This is a genomic window from Burkholderia sp. MSMB1078WGS (genome assembly GCF_001528895.1).
Classification (GTDB): Bacteria; Pseudomonadota; Gammaproteobacteria; order Burkholderiales; family Burkholderiaceae; genus Burkholderia.
On sequence record NZ_LPDI01000083.1, the window covers coordinates 26,319 to 44,197 of the forward strand.

Sequence of the window (17,879 nt, forward strand, 5' to 3'; positions counted from 1 at the left end):
CCGCGCTCGGACCACTACGGGGAACGACATGACAAGCATTGCTGAAATGGCAAGCGCAGAATTGGCCCGCATCGAGAAAGTGATTGCGGCCAAGGGTGATTTCCGCACGCGGCTAGCCGCTGCAGACCAGGGGTTGCCACAGTTTCAACCGCCTGAAATCTCTCCCGAAGCCGAGGATGTACCACCAGATTTTTTTTCGGCCGCCACGTCCGCCGCTACCTATCGCGAAATCTGGATGGCGAATTCCGGCGGCGAATTCCCTCGCTTTCGGACGGAGCGCGGCCACATTGATGACGCTCGCGCTTATGTCGAATCGCTGCTTGACGTAGACCTAAGCCGGGTGCGTATAGAAGTGGTTCCTGCTTCGGAATGGAACGCTGACGATGAGGCCGAGGGGGTGACGTTAAAAGGGGGAGCCAACAGCCACTTCATTTTTGTTCCTGAAGTGTGTGACTGCTACCCGACAGAGCTGCTCGTGCATGAGTTTGCGCATGCTGGTCACTTCACGGCGCAGCGCGCGAATGACGAGTATCCGTACTACTGGGTGAGCCCGGTCACGGCTGAGTTTGTCGCTCATTTTTGTCAATATAACTACCTTCTCGAACACCGACCCCGTATCGACCTGTATCGCGCACTCGGACAATTCGTCGCTGCAACGTATGCCCTTGCGATTGCTGCCGCCCATCCGAAGAACCGGACCTTCACCGAGTTCATTGCCGCCGCATCCTCGCGCGCCTTCAAAGAGGGCTGGCCGATGGACGCGCTAGAAGCTAACTTCAACTTGTACCTCAGCAACATCGACTATTTTCGCGCCCAACTCGCACGAGGCATCGCGGAAATCCTCTCAGTCGTTTTAGTAGACCACAAAGAAGGGATGAGGCGCTTTATTCGACTGGACCGTATCGATAGGAGCCTGATGGCGAAGCTCGAATCGGCTTTTCCCGAAGTCGATGTGCTGCACGCGTACAAGCAAATCGATGTTCGTCTTGCTGAACTGCTCAAACGCTTCCGCAACTGATGCCTCGACACCGTCGCGTGCGGCTCCTTGACCCGCGCGCGACGCGTCATCGTCTTGCCAACCCGGGTGAGCTGAGGCGCTGGCCAAGCTGCCAGTCTTCGCGCTGACGGCGTCTAGCCAACTCCGCCATCAACCACATGCCTCGCCAACTCGACGCGATTGAGGTAGCTCAGTTGCCGATGTCGCAAGCTCATGGCGCGCAAAGGACCACGAATCCTTTTGGATTTCCTACGCGGCGCGCGCGAGGTGGCCGGCATGCGGATGCGTGTCAGCGGTCATTTCCCATCATCATGCGAACGACGGACGGATTGGCCTGTGAAAGATGCTCTATTTCCACTAGGTAGCCGTATAGCTGGTGGAGCGCCAGGGCGATGGCGCATGACCGTGAATAGCCGCCCTCGCAATGGACGATGACCGACACCACGTCCGTCGGCAAGGTCTGGACGAAGGAGCGAATCGCCTGAGCCTGCTCCGCGGTGAACGCGTGGACGAGCTTGCCTCGCGACTTCTTTGAGAGACTCGGGCTCAGGAAATCGACGTCCGAGAAGCTCAGGCGCAGCAGATGGGCGAAGCCGTCGAGGCTGGCAAGCGGGCGCTCCGGCGCGGTGACCGAGATGACGGCAATCGACGGTAGCCGTGGCAGCTTCTCGGCATCGCCGCGCGGCAGCGCGAATACCTGGCGCGCGCCATTCGCCAGCGGCTTGTATAACTTGGCCACAACATCCTGAAGTCGCTGCGTCATCGCGCCTTGTTCGCACTCCGCTGGCGCTGCTTAACGGCTCTGTTAGCTTTGGCGCGCGTTGCGCGACACCGTCCCAACTCTTTGCGCAGCAAATCTATTTCTGCTTGCATGTTAGCGGCTCGTTATAGAAGCCGACCGGCTTCGTACCAATACGCGTAGCCCAAATCACCTCGGCCATCGCCAACTCGTGAATCTTGCGCAGGGCAATCTCTAGGTCGATGTGATTTTCTGAGTGCATCTTGTACTCCTCCGTAGACCTAGCATTCCGCGACGGAAAGGACAAGTACGCGCGGGCGAAGCCGATGCGATTTTGGCCTGTACAGCTTGCCGAAGATGCCTGATACCGCAGCGCCATCTCGCCGCGCACTGCGGCATCACCAGGTCAGCGAGCCGCCACAATTTTCTTTGAGAGTCCTGTCGCGCTAGTACGTTCCCGCGGAGGAGCGGCCCAGATTCCCGGCAATGCCGCTGCTGATATCTCGAGGTCGATGTCCAGCGGATAGTGCCGGAGGAGTAACAGCGCGGTGTCCCGAATTGCGTCGCACGCGGTGGTGTTGACGGGCGAACCAAGCATTTGCAAAAGCTTGCGCGCTTCGATGGCTGCCTTTGTACGCTCATATGCTGTGGTCATGGGATATTGCTCAATATACGTTGCAATCGCCTATGCAATCGCATGCGTAGGCCCGCAGCTTTCACTGGCTTATCCGTGCAAGTCGGCCGGACCCAGGTCGGCGATTGGGGCGATGCATTGGTCGCAATAGACGCGATGCCAATAGCCTTTCCGAAGTTCGCCTGGCTTGCCGCAGCTCTCGCATACCTGCCGAGCGCCCGTAACTGCGATTTGCACATGCGCTTGGATGCGCGATTCCACATCCGGGGGACACAACTGTCCACTGAGGAGAACTACCGTAAGCTCGCCGCCGACCTGTGTGATGTCGGCGCAGAGGGGAAGCGCGGGATAGGTGGCCCGTCCGTGCAAGAGTGCTCTATCCATCTGAGCGATTTGCTCCGGAAACTGGAGTTGCTCCCGCCACAAGGCGCGAAGCTCGGCCTCAATGTCGCGCGCCAGCGCTTCAACGATTGGGTACCAGCCAACGCCGCACTGAATACCAAAGTGCGAGATGTTCGCAAGGTACGACTCAGGATGATGCACCGCGCGAAAGAACAGCGGGAAGCAAGAAAACAGCTCGCGCTGCCTACTGTTCGCCATCCACATGCGGGGCTTAGGGTGCAGGTCTGTGTCCACGGGTTCAACCGTCTTCACCAGCCGGCGCACGGCCGGCGAGTTATCACACGACAGCGTGCGACGCAGTGCTCGAGAAGCAGTCACCAATAATTCTCCGTCGTCGACCTGCGGCGGAACGATGTCCTTCGCGAGGAGCGACCGTGAAAGTGAAGGTTGCTACCGGTGCGTGCGTCGCATGATGTTGACATTCGACGGTAGCGCGGCATCGCGAATCCGCGCGGTGGCAGGCGGAGGTTCGCTTTGCGAAATAGTCTATTTTGGACTATTCCAAAATCGCTTGCAACCTTGCGGCTCTTCGCATCGAGCCGCCAATGGAAAAATCTATCTACTCCCGCCGATACGCTTTGTTCGCGAAGCTGCTGCGAGCAGCTAGAGAAGAGGCGGGCTTTACACAAGAAGAGGTCGCAGCTCGCCTTGAGACCACTCAGACCTTCATTAGCAAGTGCGAGCGCGGCGAGCGCCGGCTGGATGTTATTGAACTGTGTAGCTGGTGTGAGGCTCTGGATATTCCGGCCAGCCAGTTCGTCGCTGAACTTGAGCAGAAGCTTTGACCGGCTGAGTGCGCTCATCGAGAACGGGCAGCATCATCTGAAAAAATGACCGTTGTCAGATGACGGTGCAATGCAAGTTCCCCGTGTGCACAACTCTGCTGCCCACACCACACGGGTGTGGACAGCCGCCCTGCGGGCGGTACCAGAGTTGCACACACTCGGACGTCTGACGCGCCGGCTTTGCCGGCTTGCCCAAATTGGAAGAAAGAAAATGCCACGCAGACGAATCCAGTCCGCGGAGGTCAATACGCGCTTGTATCCAGCCTAACCCACAATTTTCGGCAAGTACTCGTTTAGTCCACCCCGAGCTAGAGCCAAAAACACATGTGGGTAAAGAAAACGCCCGCCTTCACGAGGGAAAGCGGACGTTTATCAACAAAAAATACTCTTTGTCTGTTTTAGAACGGAATATCGTCGTCCATCTCGTCGAACCCGCCGCCTGCCGGCGCGCTCGGACGGCTCTGGCCGCCGCCACCCGCACCGCCACCCGCACCGCCACGCGTCGCGCCGCCGGCACGACCGCCGCCACCGCCGCGCTCCGCCTGCTCGCCGCGGCCGCCGCCACCACCGTAGCCGCCGCCATAACCGCCTTCGTCACCGCCGCCACCGCCGCCGCCCGAACCACCGCGGCCGCCGAGCATCTGCATCTGTTCGGCAACGATTTCGGTCGAGTAACGGTCCTGGCCGTCCTGGCCCTGCCACTTGCGCGTACGGATGCGGCCTTCGATATAGACCGACGAACCCTTCTTCAGGTATTCGCTGACGATTTCCGCCAGACGGCCGAAGAACGCGACGCGATGCCACTCGGTCATTTCCTTGAAATCGCCACTCGCCTTGTCCTTGTAGCGATCGGTCGTCGCGAGACGGATGTTCGCAACCGCGTCGCCGCTCGGCAGGTAACGGACTTCAGGATCGGCGCCGAGGTTGCCGACGAGGATGACCTTGTTGACGGATGCCATGTGTTTCTCCAGTAAATTCGATGCGGGGCCGCCCGCGAAAGCCGTCGGAGCGGCCCGCCGGGCGAGCCGGCGAACGCCGCCCGTGCCTGCCCGACGATCAGATTCAGGCCTTGCGCGGCGGCGCTTTCATGCTGGCCGCGATTATAAGCCACGCGGCAACGAGCCCCGAACACGTGTAGAACACCGTGTTCGCCCCGCCGTGCTTCAGCAGCCAGCCGCCCACGATGCCGCCGAGCGCGAGCCCGACCGATTGCGTGGTGTTGTAGACACCCGTGGCCGCGCCCTTGCGCGAACCCGGCGCGAGCTTCGACACGAGCGACGGCTGCGACGCCTCCAGGATGTTGAACCCGAGGAAGTACACGAACAGGATCGCCGCCACAATCAGAATGGTATGCGGTGCGCTGCCGAGCAACAATTGGCCGATCAGGATAGCCAGAATGCCGCCGAGCAGCACCGGCTTCATCTTGCCCCGCTTTTCCGCGACGATGATCGCCGGCACCATCATCACGAACGCGAGCCCCATCACCGGCAGGTAGACCTTCCAGTGCGCGGCGACCGGCAACCCGCCGTCCACCAGCAGGCGCGGCACGACGAGGAACAGCGCCGTCTGCGTCGCATGCAGCACCAGCACGCCGAAGTTCAGGCGCAGCAGCTCGACGTTGTGCAGCACCTCGGCGAACGGCGCGGGCACGTGCACGGGCTTGGCCGCGTCGGGCACGATCCACAGCACGACGCCGATCGCGAGGATCGACAGCACGCCGACGATCGCGAACAGTCCGCTCATCCCGACCCAGTGGAACACGATCGGCGCGCCGACGATCGCGACCGCGAACGACACGCCGATCGAGCCGCCGACCATCGCCATCGCCTTCGTGCGGTTCTGCTCGGAGGTCAGGTCGGCGATGAACGCGAGCACCGCGGACGACACCGCGCCCATCCCCTGGATCACGCGGCCGACGATGATCCACGTGATGTCGTGCGCGAACGCGGCGACGAAGCTGCCGAGCGCGAAGATCACGAGGCCCGTGGCGATCACCGGCTTGCGGCCGAACTTGTCGGACGCCCAGCCGTAGAAGATATAGAACAGCGACTGCGTGACGCCGTAGGCCCCGAGCGCGATACCGACGAGCAGCACGTTGTCGCCGCCCGGGATGGTTTTCGCGTAGACCGAGAACACCGGCATGATCATGAACAGGCCGAGCATGCGCAGCGCGAAGATCGCCGCGAGCGACGTGGTCGCGCGCAGTTCGGGCGCGGTCATGCGGGAAGACGTGGCAGACGGATTGGACATCGGGAATGAATTTCGAATGATCGGAATGTCCGCCCGGCGGCGGGCGGCGGAAGATCAGGACCGGCGGCCTGGCGGCCTTTCGGGCCACACGTCGGGGCCGGATGCAGGCGGCCTGCGGGCCGCCCGGAACGTGCGGCGCGACCGCTTTCCCCGGCGCAGGTGTCGCCTTGCTGCCACCTGCTGTAAAGGCTGGGGGCCGTAAACGACGGTCTCGAAAAGCCGTTATAGTAGCAGGTTTGGTTCCCTCCATTTTCGCCAGGTTCATGGAACAGATCCGTATCCGTGGGGCACGCACCCACAACCTGAAAAACGTCAATCTCGACTTGCCGCGCCACAAGCTGGTCGTGATTACCGGGTTGTCCGGGTCGGGCAAGTCGTCGCTCGCGTTCGATACCCTTTATGCCGAAGGCCAGCGCCGCTACGTGGAAAGCCTGTCCGCATACGCCCGCCAGTTCCTGCAGCTGATGGAGAAGCCCGACGTCGACCTGATCGAGGGGCTGTCGCCGGCGATCTCGATCGAGCAGAAGGCAACGTCCCACAATCCGCGTTCGACCGTCGGCACGGTCACCGAAATCCACGACTACCTGCGACTTTTGTACGCACGTGTCGGCACCCCGTACTGCCCCGACCACGACATCCCGCTCGAGGCGCAAAGCGTGTCGCAGATGGTCGACGCGGCGCTCGCGCTGCCCGAGGAAACCAAGCTGATGATCCTCGCGCCCGTCGTCGCGAACCGCAAGGGCGAGCACGTCGAGCTGTTCGAGGAGATGCAGGCGCAGGGCTTCGTGCGCTTTCGCGTGCGCTCGGGCGGCGGCGCCGCGAACGAAGGCGTCGCGAAGATCTACGAGGTCGAGTCGCTGCCGAAGCTGAAGAAGAACGACAAGCACACGATCGACGTCGTCGTCGATCGCCTGAAGGTGCGCCCGGACATGAAGCAGCGGCTCGCCGAATCGTTCGAGACGGCGCTGCGCCTCGCCGACGGCCGCGCGATCGCGCTCGAGATGGATACCGACCGCGAGCACCTGTTCAGCTCGAAGTTCGCGTGCCCGGTCTGCTCGTACTCGCTGCAGGAGCTCGAGCCGCGCCTGTTCTCGTTCAACAACCCGATGGGCGCGTGCCCGGAATGCGACGGCCTCGGTCAGATCACGTTCTTCGACCCGAAGCGGGTCGTCGCGCACCCGTCGCTGTCGCTCGCCGCCGGCGCGGTGAAGGGCTGGGACCGCCGCAACCAGTTCTACTTCCAGATGCTGCAGAGCCTCGCGGCCTTCTACGAATTCGACATCGACGCCGCGTTCGAGGATCTGCCCGAAAAGATCCGGAAGGTGCTGCTGTTCGGCTCGGGCAAGCAGACGATTCCGTTCTCGTACATCAACGAGCGCGGCCGCACGACGATCCGCGAGCACGTGTTCGAAGGGATCATCCCGAATCTGGAGCGCCGCTACCGCGAGACCGATTCGGTCGCGGTGCGCGAAGAGCTGTCGAAATACCAGAACAACCAGCCGTGCCCGTCGTGCGACGGCACGCGCCTGCGCCGCGAGGCGCGCCACGTGCGGATCGGCACCGGCGACCACGCGCGCGGCATCTATGAAATCAGCGGCTGGCCGCTGCGCGACGCGCTCGGCTATTTCGACGGGCTGACGCTCGAAGGCGCGAAGCGCGAGATCGCCGACAAGGTGATCAAGGAAATCGTCGCGCGCCTGACGTTCCTGAACAACGTCGGCCTCGATTACCTGTCGCTCGAGCGCAGCGCCGAAACGCTGTCGGGCGGCGAGGCGCAGCGGATCCGGCTCGCGTCGCAGATCGGCTCGGGCCTCACGGGCGTGATGTACGTGCTCGACGAGCCGTCGATCGGGCTGCACCAGCGCGACAACGACCGCCTGATCGCGACGCTCAAGCATCTGCGCGACCTCGGCAACTCGGTGATCGTCGTCGAGCACGACGAGGACATGATCCGCACGGCCGACTACGTCGTCGACATGGGCCCCGGCGCGGGCGAGCACGGCGGTATCGTGGTCGCCGAAGGCACGCCGAAGCAGGTGCAGTCGAACCCGCAATCGCTGACCGGCCAGTATCTGGTCGGCAAGCGCGTCATCGAGTACCCGGACGAGCGGCTCGCACCCGATCCGGAGCGGATGCTGCGCATCGTCGACGCGCACGGCAACAACCTGAAGCACGTCGATCTCGAACTGCCGGTCGGACTGCTGACCTGCATCACCGGCGTGTCGGGCTCCGGCAAGTCGACGCTGATCAACGACACGCTGTATCACGCGGTCGCGCGCCACCTGTACGGCTCGGCTGCCGAGCCGGCGCCGCACGAGGCGATCGAGGGCCTCGAGCACTTCGACAAGGTGATCAACGTCGACCAGTCGCCGATCGGCCGCACGCCGCGCTCGAACCCGGCCACGTACACCGGCCTGTTCACGCCGATCCGCGAGCTGTTCTCGGGCGTGCCGACCGCGAAGGAGCGCGGCTACGATCCGGGCCGCTTCTCGTTCAACGTGAAGGGCGGCCGCTGCGAATCGTGCCAGGGCGACGGCGTGCTGAAGGTCGAGATGCACTTCCTGCCGGACGTCTACGTGCCGTGCGACGTGTGCCACGGCAAGCGCTACAACCGCGAAACGCTCGAAGTGCAGTACAAGGGCAAGAACATCAGCGAAGTGCTCGACATGACGGTCGAGCACGCGTACGAGTTCTTCAGCGCGGTGCCGGTCATCGCGCGCAAGCTGAAGACGCTGCTCGACGTCGGCCTCGGCTACATCCGCCTCGGCCAGTCGGCCACGACGCTGTCGGGCGGCGAGGCGCAGCGCGTGAAGCTGTCGCTGGAGCTGAGCAAGCGCGACACCGGCCGCACGCTGTACATCCTCGACGAGCCGACCACCGGCCTGCACTTCCACGACATCGCGCTGCTGCTGGAAGTGATCCACCGGCTGCGCGACCAGGGCAACACGGTCGTGATCATCGAGCACAACCTCGACGTGATCAAGACGGCCGACTGGGTGATCGACCTCGGCCCCGAAGGCGGCGCCGGCGGCGGCCAGATCATCGCGCAGGGCACGCCCGAGCAGGTCGCGAAGACGAAGGCGAGCTTCACCGGCAAGTACCTCGCGCCGCTGCTCAAGCGTCCGACCCACAAAGTCGCGGCCGGCTGACGCCGTTCCGCCGGTTCCGCCCTTCCCCGCGCGCGGCGGCCCAGCCGCGCGCGTGTCGACGGCAGGCCGCCCCCTCGTTTTCCCTTCTGCGTTTACACCACGCGCCAAACGGCCCGTTTGCGGACCATAATGGCAGCTATACTTTACGGTCGTAAGGTTCGCCATCCGCACCAATCCGGTGCAGCATCGGGCGACCGGCATCGGGCGACCGGCATCGGGCGACCGGCATCGGGCGACCGGCATCGGGCGACCGGCATCGGGCGACCGGCGCTCTGCCTCGCGCTGCGCGGCACGACACACCGAGGGACAGGAATCCACGATGGAGAAGCAACAAGAGTCGCGCGACACGCAGAACCGCGAGCCGCACCTGCGCAGCGTGCGGCTGACGAGCGACTTGAGCCTGCCGAAGCTGTCGGCGCTCGAGATCGGCAGTTATCTCTTCGCGCTCGTCATGATGTGGCTCGTCCTCGAGCTCCGGCTGCTCGGCGGGATGCTGGCCGGCCTGCTCGTCTATCAGCTGATCCACACGATCGCGCCCGTGATCGAACGCCATACCACGAGCATGCGCGCGCGCTGGGTCGCTGTCGTGCTGCTGTCGATCGCGATCGTCGGCGGGCTCACCGGCCTGACGATCGGCATCATCGAGCATTTCGAGCACACGGTGCCGAACCTGCAGAGCCTGCTCGACCAGTTGATGCAGATCGTCGAGCAGACGCGCGCGCGCACGCCGGCGTGGATCGCCAATCTGCTGCCCGTCGACGTCGAACAGATGAAGACGAAGGCGGCCGTGCTGATGCATTCGCACATGGACCAGCTCCAGCAAAGCGGCAAGAGCGTCGCGCGCGGCTTCGGCCACGTGCTGTTCGGGATGATCATCGGCGCGATGATCGCGATCGGCGTCGAGCAGGGCAAGGTGCGCCGGCCGCTGTCGACCGCGCTCGTCACACGCGTGTCGCGCTTCGCCGATGCGTTCCGCCGCATCGTGTTCGCGCAGATCAAGATCTCGGCGATCAACGCGGCCTTCACCGGCATCTACCTGCTCGTCGCGCTGCCGATCTTCCACCAGCGGCTGCCGCTGTCGAAAACGCTCGTGCTCGTCACGTTCATCGTCGGCCTGCTGCCCGTGATCGGCAACCTGATCTCGAACACGCTGATCGTCGCGGTGTCGCTGTCGGTCAGCATGGGCACCGCGATCGCGTCGCTCGCGTTCCTCGTGGTCATCCACAAGCTCGAATATTTCCTGAACGCGAAGATCATTGGCGGCCAGATCGAGTCGCGCGCGTGGGAGCTGCTATTGGCGATGCTGATCATGGAAGCCGCGTTCGGGCTGCCGGGCGTGATCGCAGCGCCGATCTTCTATGCGTACCTGAAACGCGAGCTGTACCTGCTGCGGCTGATCTGAAGCCGCCCGCTCGCCAACGGCGAAAAAAATGCCGCGCCCGGTGAAGGGCGCGGCATTTTTGCTTCCGGAACCCGCTGTTCGGGTTGGCCGATCAGCGGAACACGACCGTCTTCGTCCCGTTCAGCACGATCCGGTGCTCGACGTGCCACTTCACCGCGCGCGCGAGCGTCACGCACTCGACGTCGCGGCCGATCGCGGTCAACTGGTCGGGCGTCATGCTGTGGTCGACGCGCTCGACTTCCTGCTCGATGATCGGGCCTTCGTCGAGATCGGTCGTCACGTAGTGCGCAGTCGCGCCGATCAGCTTCACGCCGCGGTCGAACGCCTGGTAGTAAGGCTTCGCGCCCTTGAAGCTCGGCAGGAACGAATGGTGGATGTTGATCGCGCGCCCGGCGAGCTGCTCGCACATGTTCGGCGACAGGATCTGCATGTAGCGCGCGAGCACGACGAGATCGGCCTGATGCTCGTCGATCACTTCCAGCACGCGCGCTTCCTGCGCCGCCTTCGCGGCATCGGACGACCCGCCGACCAGCGGGAAGTGATGGAACGGAATGTTGTAGCTCGCGGCGAGCTGGTAGAACTCCTTGTGATTCGACACGATCGCCGGAATCTCGATCGGCAACTGGCCGGTGCGATAGCGGAACAGCAGGTCGTTCAGGCAGTGGCCGATCTTCGACACCATGATCACGACGCGCGGCTTCACGGCCGCATCGTGCAGCTCCCAGCGCATCGAGAATTGTTCGGCAAGCGGCGCGAATTCCTTGCGAAGCGTGTCGAGCGCCGACGCGGCATCCACGCCGCCGCCGTCCTGCTCGAAGTGCACGCGCATGAAGAACTCGCCGGTGCGGCTGTCGCCGAACTGCGCGGAATCGAGGATGTTGTTGCTGCGCTCGAACAGGAAGCCCGAGACCGCATGGACGATGCCGTGCCGGTCGGGGCACGACAGTTTCAAGATAAAGCTGTGATCGGTCGGCATGACCGCTACTCCCATTGTTTCCGTATTCGTCAAATTGCCCGTTCGCGCCGCGCGGCGCGCGTCACGCGGCCGGTACGAACAGCGCGTCGATGCCGGCCGCGTCGGCCGCCGGAATCCAGCGGTGGCGCAGCAGCGTATCGAGCGTCGCGAGGCTCGCATCCATCGTCGCGCGGCCTTCGCGCAACCAGCCGATCACCTCCGGCACGCCGGCCAGCAGGTGTTCGGCCACTTCGCCGTCCTGGTTGCGCGGCGCGAAGTCGTGCGGCAGCGGCAGGTCGTACACGAAGATCAGTTCAGACTGCGTGCCTTCCGGCAGCGCGTTCAGCACCTGTACCGCGCGGCCCGCGATCGCACGCGCCGCCAGGTCGGCCGGAATGCCGGCTTCTTCCCAGCATTCCTTCGCGAGCGTCTCGTGAACGCCCAGCCCCCAGCCGATCCCGCCGGCGACGACGTTGTCGAGCATGCCGGGGTCCGTGGCCTTGGTCGCGCTGCGGCGGCCGAGCCACAGCTTCGGCGTGGCCGCGGCGGCCGGCTCGCCCGGCGTAACCGCGTATTCTACGATGCCGTTCACGTGCACCGCATAGGTCTGCGTGCCGAAGAAGCGCGACGCGGCGCGCTCGATGTACGCGAGCGGCGGATCGTCGAAGCGGTTGCGTATCGCATAGATCTCGTCGCGCCAGCCGGGAATCGCGCCTTCGGCGGCGAGCGCGCCGATCGCGCTGGCGAGCGCCATGCTGCGCGCGTCGACCGAATCGTAGCGCGCCGACAGCACGACCCGCTCGCCGGTCAGCTCGAACACGTCGGGCCAGCGCGCGAGCTTCGCGACGTCCCGGCGGCGCACCCAGCCGACCGCCTGGCCGGCGATCTCGAAGCGCAGGTGCGCGGCCGGATCGAAGCGGCGCGCGGCCGCGATGCAGGGAAACGTCATCGCGGTCAGTCCTTCAGCGCGACCCGGATGCCGATCGCGATGAACGTCGCGCCGGCGATCCGGTCGAGCCACACGCCGGCCTTCGGGCGACGCTTCAGCCACGCGCCGATCATGCCCGCGCCGACGCCGAACAGCGAGAAGACCGCGGCCGTCTGCAGCATGAACAGCGCGCCGAGCTCGAACATCTGCAGCGTCACGCCCTGCGCGCCGTGCGGATCGACGAACTGCGGCAGGAACACGACGAAGAACAGCGTGACCTTCGGGTTCATCAGGTTGCCGATCACGCTCTGCCGGAAAATCGCGCCGAGCGGCTGCGGCGGGCGCGCATGCGCATTCGCGAGGCCCTGGCTGCGCAGCGCCTTGATACCGATCCACACGAGGTACGCGGCGCCCGCGAGCTTCAGGATCTGGAACGCGACCGGCGACGAACGCAGCACGGCCGCGACGCCGAGCGCCGCGAGCGTCGTGTGGAACAGGATCCCCGCCGTGAAGCCGAGCGCGGCGACGAAGCCGGCCGCGCGGCCCTGCGAGATGCCGCGTGCGAGCACCTGCAGGTTGTCGGGCCCCGGCGCGAGCGTGATCGCGATCGACGTGGCGAGAAACAGCATGAAGTTGGGCATCGTGACCTCGCTGCGTAGCGTGACCCGGGTGAACCGGGCAAGCCGGGGCGGTACCCCGGGGCGGACCGGCGTTCAGTGGCCGGAGAATTCGGTAACGGTATAGACGGGCAGGCCGGCGTTGCGCAGCAGCGCGGAGCCGCCGAGATCGGGCAGGTCGATGATCGCCGCGCCTTCGACGACCACCGCGCCGAGCCGCTGCAGCAGGTTGCGCCCCGCCATCATCGTGCCGCCGGTCGCGATCAGGTCGTCCATGATGATCACGCGGTCGCCGGGGCGGCACGCATCTTCGTGGATCTCGACCGTCGCGCTGCCGTATTCGAGGTCGTACGATTCCGAACGGGTCTTGTACGGCAGCTTGCCGACCTTGCGGATCGGCACGAAGCCGACGCTCAGCTCGTACGCAACGATCGGCGCGATGATGAAGCCGCGCGCGTCGAGGCCCGCGACGTAATCGAGCTTCGCATCGACATAGCGTTCGACGAACAGGTCGACGAGGATGCGCAGCGCCTTCGGGCTCTGCAGCAGCGTCGTGATGTCGCGGAACTGCACGCCCGGCTGCGGCCAGTCGGGCACCGTGCGGATCTGGCTATGGATAAAGGCGACCGGATCGAGCGGTGCGCCCGACGACGAATGCGGCATGAAACTCTCCGAAAAAAACGGTGCGCGAAGATCGGGCACCGTTTCTGATCAATACGGGTCAGGTTGCGAATCGCGGCTCACGCGGCCGCGGCGGGCGGATCGCGCCGATGGCGCGACAACCGCTCCTCCGCGAGCGCGAGCGCCTCGGGCAGCCCGCGCAGCACCACGATGTCGCTCGCGCGCAGCTTGGTTTGCGGATCGGGTTCGACGCCGCGAATACCGTGCCGGCGGATCGCGGTGACTTCCAGCCCGAGCGCGTACAGCCCGAGTTCTTCCAGCGAACGCCCGACCGCGTCCGCGCGCGCATCGACCGGCACCGATTGTAGCCGCACCTGCTCGTGATCGTCGTCGTCCGCATCGTCCGCGCCGCGGAAATAGCCGCGCAGCAGGCTGTAGCGCTCGTCGCGCATCTCCTCGACGCGCCGCACGACCTTGCGCATCGGCACGCCGACCAGCACCAGCGTATGCGACGCGAGCATCAGGCTGCCCTCGACGATCTCCGGAATCACCTCGGTCGCGCCGGCTGCGAGCAGCTTCTCCAGATCGGCATCGTCGACCGTGCGCACGATCGCCGGCAGCGTCGGCTCGAGCTCGTGCACGTGGTGCAGCACGCGCAGCGCGGACGGCGTGTTCGCGTAGGTGATCGCGACGGCCGCCGCACGGTGGATACCGGCCGCGAGCAGCGACTCGCGGCGCGCCGCGTCGCCGAACACGACGGATTCGCCGGCCGTCGCGGCCGCGCTGACGCGATCGGGATCGAGGTCGAGCGCGACGTACGAAATGCCTTCCTGCTCGAGCATGCGCGCCAGGTTCTGGCCCGCGCGGCCATAGCCGCAGATGATCACGTGGCCGCGCTGCTTGAGGCTTTGCGTCGCGATCCGCGTCATCTGCAGCGATTGCTGCATCCACTCCGTCGACGACAGCCGCATCACGATGCGGTCGGCGTTCTGGATCAGGAATGGCGCGGCGAGCATCGACAGCAGCATCGACGCGAGGATCGCCTGCAGCAGCGTCGAATCGACGAGATGCCGGTCGAGGATCAGGTTCAGCAGCACGAAGCCGAATTCGCCGGCCTGCGCGAGGCCGATCCCCGTGCGCATCGCCACGCCCGGCGTCGCGCCGAACAGCCGTGCGAGCCCCGCGATCATCGTCGCCTTGAACAGGATCTGCCCGACGAAAAAGCCGAGCACGATCAACGGATGCTCCCAGATCACGCGCGGATCGAGCAGCATCCCCGTCGTCACGAAGAACAGGCCGAGCAGCACGTCGCGGAACGGCTTGATGTCCTCTTCCACCTGATGGCGGAACGGCGTCTCGGAAATGAGCATCCCCGCGATGAACGCGCCGAGCGCGAGCGACAGGCCGAAGCGGTCGGTGACGAACGCGGCGCCGAGCGTGACGAGCAGCAGGTTCAGCACGAACAGCTCCTGCGAGCGGCGCCGCGCGACGACGTTGAGCCAGCGCGTCATGAAACGCTGGCCGATGACCAGCAGCAGCGTGAGCGCGATCACGATCTTGACCGCCGCGAAACCGAGCGTGATCGCGAGATCCTTCGACGATTCGGCGCCGAACGCGGCGATCACGATCAGCAGCGGCACGACCGCGAGATCCTGGAACAGCAGCACGCCGAAGATGTTGCGGCCGTGCTCCGTCTCGATCTCGAGCCGCTCGGCGAGCATCTTCGACACGATCGCCGTCGACGACATCGCGAGCGCGCCGCCGAGCGCGATGCTGCCCTGCCACGTGATGTGCACCCAGCGCTCGAACAGCACGCCAAGCACGAGCGCGAGCACGAGGGTCGCGACGACCTGCAGCAGGCCGAGCCCGAACACGAGCCGCTGCATCGCCCTCAGCTTCGCGAGCGAGAATTCGAGGCCGATCGAAAACATCAGGAACACCACGCCGAATTCCGCGAGGTGCTCGGCCCGTTCGAGATCTGCCGCGACGCCGAATGCGTGCGGGCCGACCAGGATGCCGACGGTCAGGTAGCCGAGCATCGGCGGCAGGTTCAACGAGCGGAATACGACGACGCCCACCACCGAGGCCAGCAGCAGCAGCAGGGTCATTTCGAGCGGGGAAATCACAGGCGAAGCGTCCTCGTTCGTCGGGGCCACGGCAATGCGGGCGCGGGTGGTGGCGGTGGGCAGGCGACATCGGACGAGTCCGAAGGCGCGGCGCGGCGAACAAACGCCTTTGCTATACTCCGCGCATGATAGCGAAAATCAATGATGATCGGGCGCTCGCGCTCGCCCGCGACGTGCTCGACATCGAGGCGGACGCCGTGCGCGCGCTGCGCGACCAGCTCGACGGCGGCTTCGTCCAGGCCGTTGCGCTGCTGCTCGGCTGCCGCGGCCGCGTCGTGGTCTCCGGGATCGGCAAATCGGGGCATATCGCCCGCAAGATCGCGGCCACGCTGGCCAGCACCGGTACGCCGGCCTTCTTCGTCCACCCTGCCGAGGCCAGCCACGGCGACCTCGGGATGGTCACCTCCGACGACGTCTTCATCGGCATCTCCTATTCCGGCGAATCGGAAGAGCTCGTCGCGATCCTGCCGCTCGTGAAGCGGATCGGCGCGAAGTTGATCGCGATCACGGGCCGCGCGGGGTCGAGCCTCGGCACGCTCGCCGACGTGAACCTGAACGCCGCGGTCTCGAAGGAAGCGTGCCCGCTGAACCTCGCGCCCACCGCGAGCACGACCGCCGCGCTCGCGCTCGGCGACGCGCTCGCCGTCGCCGTGCTCGACGCGCGCGGCTTCGGCTCGGAAGATTTCGCACGCTCGCACCCGGGCGGCGCGCTCGGCCGGCGCCTGCTCACCTACGTGCGCGACGTGATGCGCTCGGGCGACGACGTCCCGTCCGTCGGGCTGAATGCAACGCTGTCGGACGCGCTGTTCCAGATCACCGCGAAGCGCCTCGGCATGACGGCCGTGGTCGACGCCGACGGCAAGGTCGTCGGCATCTTCACGGACGGCGACCTGCGCCGCGTGCTCGCGCGCGACGGCGACTTCCGCACGCTGCCGATCACCGAAGTCATGACGCGCGACCCGCGCACGATCGCGCCGGATCACCTGGCGGTCGAGGCCGTGGAACTGATGGAGCGCCACCGGATCAACCAGATGCTGGTCGTCGATGCCGACGGCGCGCTGATCGGCGCGCTGAACATGCACGACCTGTTTTCGAAGAAGGTGATCTGATGAGCGCAGCGCTGACTGCGGCCGAACGCGCAAGCCGCGTGAAGCTGATGATTTTCGACGTCGACGGCGTACTGACCGACGGCGGCCTGTTGTTTACAGCGGCCGGCGACGCGATGAAGTCGTTCAATTCGCTCGACGGCCACGGCGTGAAGCTGCTCGGCGAAGCCGGCATCGCGACCGCGATCATCACGGGCCGCCGCTCGGACATCGTCGCGGCGCGCGCGAAGGAAATGAAGATCGCGCACCTGTTCCAGGGCGTCGAGAACAAGCTTGCCGTGTTCGCCGACCTGATCGCGTCGCTCGGCCTGACGGCCGACGCCTGCGGCTACATGGGCGACGACTGGCCCGACCTGCCGGTCATGCTGCGCTGCGGCTTCGCAGCGGCCCCCGCGAACGCGCACCCCGAGGTGATCGCCCGTGCGCACTGGGTCGCCGAAGCCCGCGGCGGCCACGGCGCCGTGCGCGAGGTCTGCGATGCGATCCTGCGCGCGCAGCGCCGCTACGACGCGCTGCTCGCCGCCGCCTGCGGAGCCTGACCGATGAGCACGCATTTCCGCTGGACCCAGATGCTGCCGCTCGCCGCGGTCGCCGCGCTCGCGGGCGTCACCTGGTGGCTGCTGCAGGCCACGCTGCCGCCGCCCGGCGAGGGCGCCGCGCAGCCGAAGCGCCATACGCCCGACTACTTCGCGGACAACTTCTCGGTCACCGAGCTCGACCAGTCCGGCACGACCCAGTACCGGCTGACGGCCGCGAAGCTGGTCCATTACGAAGACACCGAAAGCAGCGACCTGACCGATCCGGCCATGCGCGCGTTCCAGCCCGGCAAGCCCGTCGTGACGACCACCGCGAAGCGCGGCACCGTCAACGGCGACGTGTCGATCGTCGATTTGTACGACGATGCGCGCATCCTGCGCGCGGCCGGCGGCGGCGATCCGCAGATGCAGGCCGATTCCCAGCATTTCCGGATCTTCGTCAATGACGATGTGATCCAGACCGAAAAGCCGGTTAAACTTCAGCGCGGCCTGTCGCTCGTCAACGCGACCGACGGCATGAAGTACAACAACGTCACCCGGGTCATCGAGCTTTACGGCAACGTGCGCGGCACGATCGCCGCGGCGGACACGTCCGGCGGCTCGAAAGGTCAACCCAAGTGACGCATCCCTCA

At 65.4% G+C, this 17,879-nt stretch carries 17 protein-coding genes; 7 read left to right on the forward strand and 10 right to left on the reverse strand.

Translation table 11 applies throughout. From position 1 onward, the window contains the following. Positions 1–28 precede the first annotated feature (28 nt). Positions 29–1,018, forward strand: a complete 990-nt coding sequence (locus WT24_RS19825; protein WP_156441847.1) for a hypothetical protein — start codon at positions 29–31, stop codon at positions 1,016–1,018. Between the two features lie 268 nt (positions 1,019–1,286). Here WT24_RS19825 and WT24_RS19830 read toward each other — a convergent pair whose 3' ends face one another. The 3 genes from WT24_RS19830 to WT24_RS19840 form a co-directional block, all read right to left on the reverse strand. Continuing rightward, on the reverse strand, positions 1,287–1,760 hold the full coding sequence (locus WT24_RS19830; RefSeq protein ID WP_060035674.1) for a hypothetical protein: 474 nt from the start codon (positions 1,758–1,760) through the stop codon (positions 1,287–1,289). Between the two features lie 382 nt (positions 1,761–2,142). Next, the gene (locus WT24_RS33185; RefSeq protein WP_082742243.1) at positions 2,143–2,391 is read right to left on the reverse strand and encodes a BPSL0761 family protein; all 249 of its coding nucleotides are present in this window, start codon (positions 2,389–2,391) and stop codon (positions 2,143–2,145) included. Positions 2,392–2,460: 69 nt separating this feature from the next. Beyond that, complete coding sequence (locus tag WT24_RS19840; RefSeq protein ID WP_156441848.1) at positions 2,461–3,090, reverse strand: hypothetical protein; 630 nt, start codon at positions 3,088–3,090, stop codon at positions 2,461–2,463. 227 nt (positions 3,091–3,317) lie between these two features. On the opposite strand from WT24_RS19840, the gene WT24_RS19845 reads away from it, so the two are divergent. Beyond that, positions 3,318–3,557: a helix-turn-helix domain-containing protein gene (locus WT24_RS19845; protein WP_059838334.1), complete on the forward strand. Its 240-nt coding sequence runs from the start codon at positions 3,318–3,320 to the stop codon at positions 3,555–3,557. Positions 3,558–3,955: 398 nt separating this feature from the next. Here WT24_RS19845 and WT24_RS19850 read toward each other — a convergent pair whose 3' ends face one another. Both WT24_RS19850 and WT24_RS19855 read right to left on the reverse strand, forming a co-directional pair. Then, entirely contained in the window at positions 3,956–4,516 is a 561-nt protein-coding gene (locus WT24_RS19850) for a single-stranded DNA-binding protein (protein ID WP_060035677.1), read from the reverse strand. A gap of 103 nt (positions 4,517–4,619) precedes the next feature. Beyond that, on the reverse strand, positions 4,620–5,807 hold the full coding sequence (locus tag WT24_RS19855; protein ID WP_059506675.1) for an MFS transporter: 1,188 nt from the start codon (positions 5,805–5,807) through the stop codon (positions 4,620–4,622). A 263-nt stretch (positions 5,808–6,070) separates the two neighbouring features. Between WT24_RS19855 and uvrA the strand changes: the two genes are divergently transcribed. After that, the gene (uvrA, locus tag WT24_RS19860; RefSeq protein WP_060035678.1) at positions 6,071–8,956 is read left to right on the forward strand and encodes an excinuclease ABC subunit UvrA; all 2,886 of its coding nucleotides are present in this window, start codon (positions 6,071–6,073) and stop codon (positions 8,954–8,956) included. Between the two features lie 319 nt (positions 8,957–9,275). Beyond that, on the forward strand, positions 9,276–10,358 hold the full coding sequence (locus WT24_RS19865) for an AI-2E family transporter (RefSeq protein ID WP_059506671.1): 1,083 nt from the start codon (positions 9,276–9,278) through the stop codon (positions 10,356–10,358). Between the two features lie 91 nt (positions 10,359–10,449). Here WT24_RS19865 and purU read toward each other — a convergent pair whose 3' ends face one another. The 5 genes from purU to WT24_RS19890 all read right to left on the reverse strand — a co-directional run bounded on the left by purU (position 10,450) and on the right by WT24_RS19890 (position 15,605). Next, positions 10,450–11,334 carry a formyltetrahydrofolate deformylase gene (purU, locus tag WT24_RS19870; RefSeq protein ID WP_059506669.1) on the reverse strand — a complete coding sequence of 295 codons (885 nt, stop codon included), beginning with the start codon at positions 11,332–11,334 and terminating at the stop codon, positions 10,450–10,452. A 61-nt stretch (positions 11,335–11,395) separates the two neighbouring features. Then, a complete protein-coding gene (locus WT24_RS19875; RefSeq protein ID WP_060035679.1) occupies positions 11,396–12,262 on the reverse strand; it encodes a DUF4743 domain-containing protein in 867 nt (288 codons plus the stop codon). Between the two features lie 5 nt (positions 12,263–12,267). After that, a complete protein-coding gene (locus tag WT24_RS19880) occupies positions 12,268–12,882 on the reverse strand; it encodes a LysE family translocator (RefSeq protein ID WP_059506667.1) in 615 nt (204 codons plus the stop codon). A gap of 72 nt (positions 12,883–12,954) precedes the next feature. Beyond that, complete coding sequence (locus WT24_RS19885; protein ID WP_034178636.1) at positions 12,955–13,521, reverse strand: adenine phosphoribosyltransferase; 567 nt, start codon at positions 13,519–13,521, stop codon at positions 12,955–12,957. A 77-nt stretch (positions 13,522–13,598) separates the two neighbouring features. Beyond that, a complete protein-coding gene (locus WT24_RS19890; protein WP_059506665.1) occupies positions 13,599–15,605 on the reverse strand; it encodes a monovalent cation:proton antiporter family protein in 2,007 nt (668 codons plus the stop codon). A 125-nt stretch (positions 15,606–15,730) separates the two neighbouring features. Here WT24_RS19890 and kdsD point away from each other — a divergent pair, with 125 nt between their 5' ends. Genes kdsD through lptC form a run of 3 tightly spaced genes read left to right on the forward strand, consistent with a single transcriptional unit; the run spans position 15,731 to position 17,868 of the window. Then, complete coding sequence (kdsD, locus tag WT24_RS19895; RefSeq protein ID WP_059781478.1) at positions 15,731–16,714, forward strand: arabinose 5-phosphate isomerase KdsD; 984 nt, start codon at positions 15,731–15,733, stop codon at positions 16,712–16,714. Beyond that, complete coding sequence (locus WT24_RS19900; protein WP_059506661.1) at positions 16,714–17,250, forward strand: HAD family hydrolase; 537 nt, start codon at positions 16,714–16,716, stop codon at positions 17,248–17,250. Before kdsD ends, WT24_RS19900 begins: the two co-directional genes overlap by 1 nt. Positions 17,251–17,253: 3 nt before the next feature. Next, on the forward strand, positions 17,254–17,868 hold the full coding sequence (gene lptC, locus WT24_RS19905) for an LPS export ABC transporter periplasmic protein LptC (protein ID WP_059506659.1): 615 nt from the start codon (positions 17,254–17,256) through the stop codon (positions 17,866–17,868). Positions 17,869–17,879 lie beyond the last annotated feature (11 nt).